The organism is Streptomyces sp. ICN903 (assembly GCF_022015835.1).
GTDB classification, from domain to species: Bacteria; Actinomycetota; Actinomycetes; order Streptomycetales; family Streptomycetaceae; genus Streptomyces; species Streptomyces fenghuangensis.
Map to the genome: position 1 here is coordinate 1 of NZ_JAKMAY010000500.1, position 2,360 is coordinate 2,360.

Annotated in this window: 1 protein-coding gene; it reads left to right on the top strand. The window is 72.1% G+C overall.

All coding sequences use genetic code 11. The features are described 5' to 3' along the window. Nucleotides 1-215 precede the first annotated feature (215 nt). Nucleotides 216-2,282, top strand: a complete 2,067-nt coding sequence (locus tag L7D48_RS28205; protein ID WP_237883840.1) for an APC family permease — start codon at nt 216-218, stop codon at nt 2,280-2,282. The last annotated feature ends 78 nt before the right edge of the window (nt 2,283-2,360 follow it).

Sequence of the window (2,360 nt, forward strand, 5' to 3'; positions counted from 1 at the left end):
GCTCCCGCCCGTACCGCCGGTGCGGTCCGTACCGCCGTCGCCGCCGTTCACGTGCCGGCCCGTCCTCTCCGCCATACGGCCATGCTTGGCCCCGCTCCCACCTCCCGCAACTCGCGGGGAGGGGCGCCCGGGCCCCGCCTTCCCGTCGTGACCTGCCGCACTCCGGCCCGGCGGCGGTTGGGTGGGCCGGCCAGGTGAGGCTTACGATCCTCTGCGTGTCCAAGCTGACCGACGTGTCCAAACGGATCCTGATCGGCAGTGCGCTGCGCAGCGACCGGCTCACCCAGACGCTCCTGCCCAAGCGCATCGCCCTCCCGGTCTTCGCCTCCGACCCCCTGTCGTCGGTCGCGTACGCCCCGGGCGAGGTCCTGATGGTGCTCTCCATCGCGGGATTCTCCGCCTACCGCTTCGGGCCGTGGATCACCCTCGCCGTCGTCGTGCTCCTGTTCGTGGTGGTCGCGTCGTACCGGCAGAACGTCCGCGCCTACCCCTCCGGAGGCGGCGACTACGAGGTCGCCACCGCCAACCTCGGCCCCCGTGCCGGGCTCACCGTCGCCGGCGCCCTGCTGGTGGACTACGTCCTGACGGTGGCCGTGTCGGTCGCGGCCGGGGTGGAGAACCTCGCCTCGGCCATCCCGTTCGTCTCCGAGAACAAGACCGGCACGGCGGTGGCGGTCATCGCGCTGCTGGCCGTGCTGAACCTGCGCGGCGTACGCGAGTCCGGCACGATATTCGCCGTTCCCACCTACCTCTTCGTCGCCTGCGTGCTCGGCACCATCGCCTGGGGCGCCTTCCGAGGCCTGGTCCTGGGCGACGAGATGTCGGCGCCCAGCGCCGGATACGAGGTCAGCGCCGAGACCGCGGAGCTGACCGGCTTCGCCCTGCTCTTCCTGCTCCTGCGGGCCTTCTCGTCCGGCTGCGCCGCCCTCACCGGCGTCGGCGCCATCAGCAACGGCGTCCCCGCCTTCCGCCGCCCCAAGAGCCGCAACGCCGCGACCACCCTGGCGCTGATGGGCGGGCTGGCCGCCACCATGTTCGGCGGCATCATCGCCCTGGCCCTGGCCACCGGTGTGAAGATGTCCGAGACGCCCGCCACCGACATCCTCATCGACGGCCGCCCCGCCGGCCCCGACTACCACCAGGACCCGGTCATCGCCCAGGTCTCCGCGGCCGTCTTCGGCAACGGCTCGCTCCCCTTCCTCCTGGTCGCCGCGGCCACCGCGCTCATCCTCTTCCTGGCCGCCAACACCGCCTACAACGGCTTCCCCGTCCTCGGCTCGATCCTCGCCCAGGACCGCTACCTGCCCCGCCAGCTGCACACCCGGGGCGACCGGCTGGCCTTCTCCAACGGCATCGTGCTGCTGGCCGTCTTCGCGGGCGTGCTCGTCTACGCCTACGACGCCGACTCCACCCGGCTGATCCAGCTCTACATCGTCGGCGTCTTCGTCTCCTTCACCTTCAGCCAGACCGGCATGGTCCGGCACTGGAACCGCCACCTCGCCCAGGAGACCGACTCCTCCGCCCGCCGCCGGATGAAGCGCTCCCGCGCCATCAACGCCTTCGGCGCCTTCTTCACCGGCCTGGTCCTGGTGGTGGTGCTGGTCACCAAGTTCAGCCACGGCGCCTGGGTCGCACTCATCGGCATGGCGCTCTTCTACGCGATGATGACCGCCATCCGCCGCCACTACGACCGGGTCGCCGAGGAGCTGGCGCTGCCGGCCGAGGCCGGGCGGGAGGAGATGGCCAGGCCCTCGCGGGTGCACTCCATCGTCCTGGTCTCCAAGGTCCACCGGCCGACCCTGCGGGCGCTGGCGTACGCCAAGATGATGCGCTCCGACACCCTGGAGGCCCTCAGCGTCAACGTCGATCCCGAGGAGACCCGCGCCCTGTTCGAGGAGTGGAACCGGCGCGGCATCGACATCCCGCTGAAAACCCTGGACTCCCCCTACCGCGAGGTCACCCGGCCGGTCGTGGAGTACGTCAAGGGCCTGCGCCGCAGCAGCCCGCGCGCCGTGGTCAGCGTCTACATCCCCGAGTACGTCGTCGGCCACTGGTACGAGCAGCTCCTGCACAACCAGAGCGCCCTGCGGCTCAAGGGCCGCCTGCTGTTCACCCCCGGCGTGATGGTCACCTCCGTGCCCTACCAGCTGGAGTCCTCCGAGCGCGCCCGGCTGAGGGCGCGCAGGCGCTCGGAGTGGAGCGCGCCCGGTGCGGTGCGCCGCGGCCCCGCCGGCCCCGAACGGCCCGCGGACCGGAGGGAGGGGGACGGGCGACGGGAGTGACCCGGGCGGACCGGTAGGCTGGAGGACTGCCGTCCATGCGCCCCGCCGTCCGTTGGAGCCGCTCCCCATGCCCCCCGC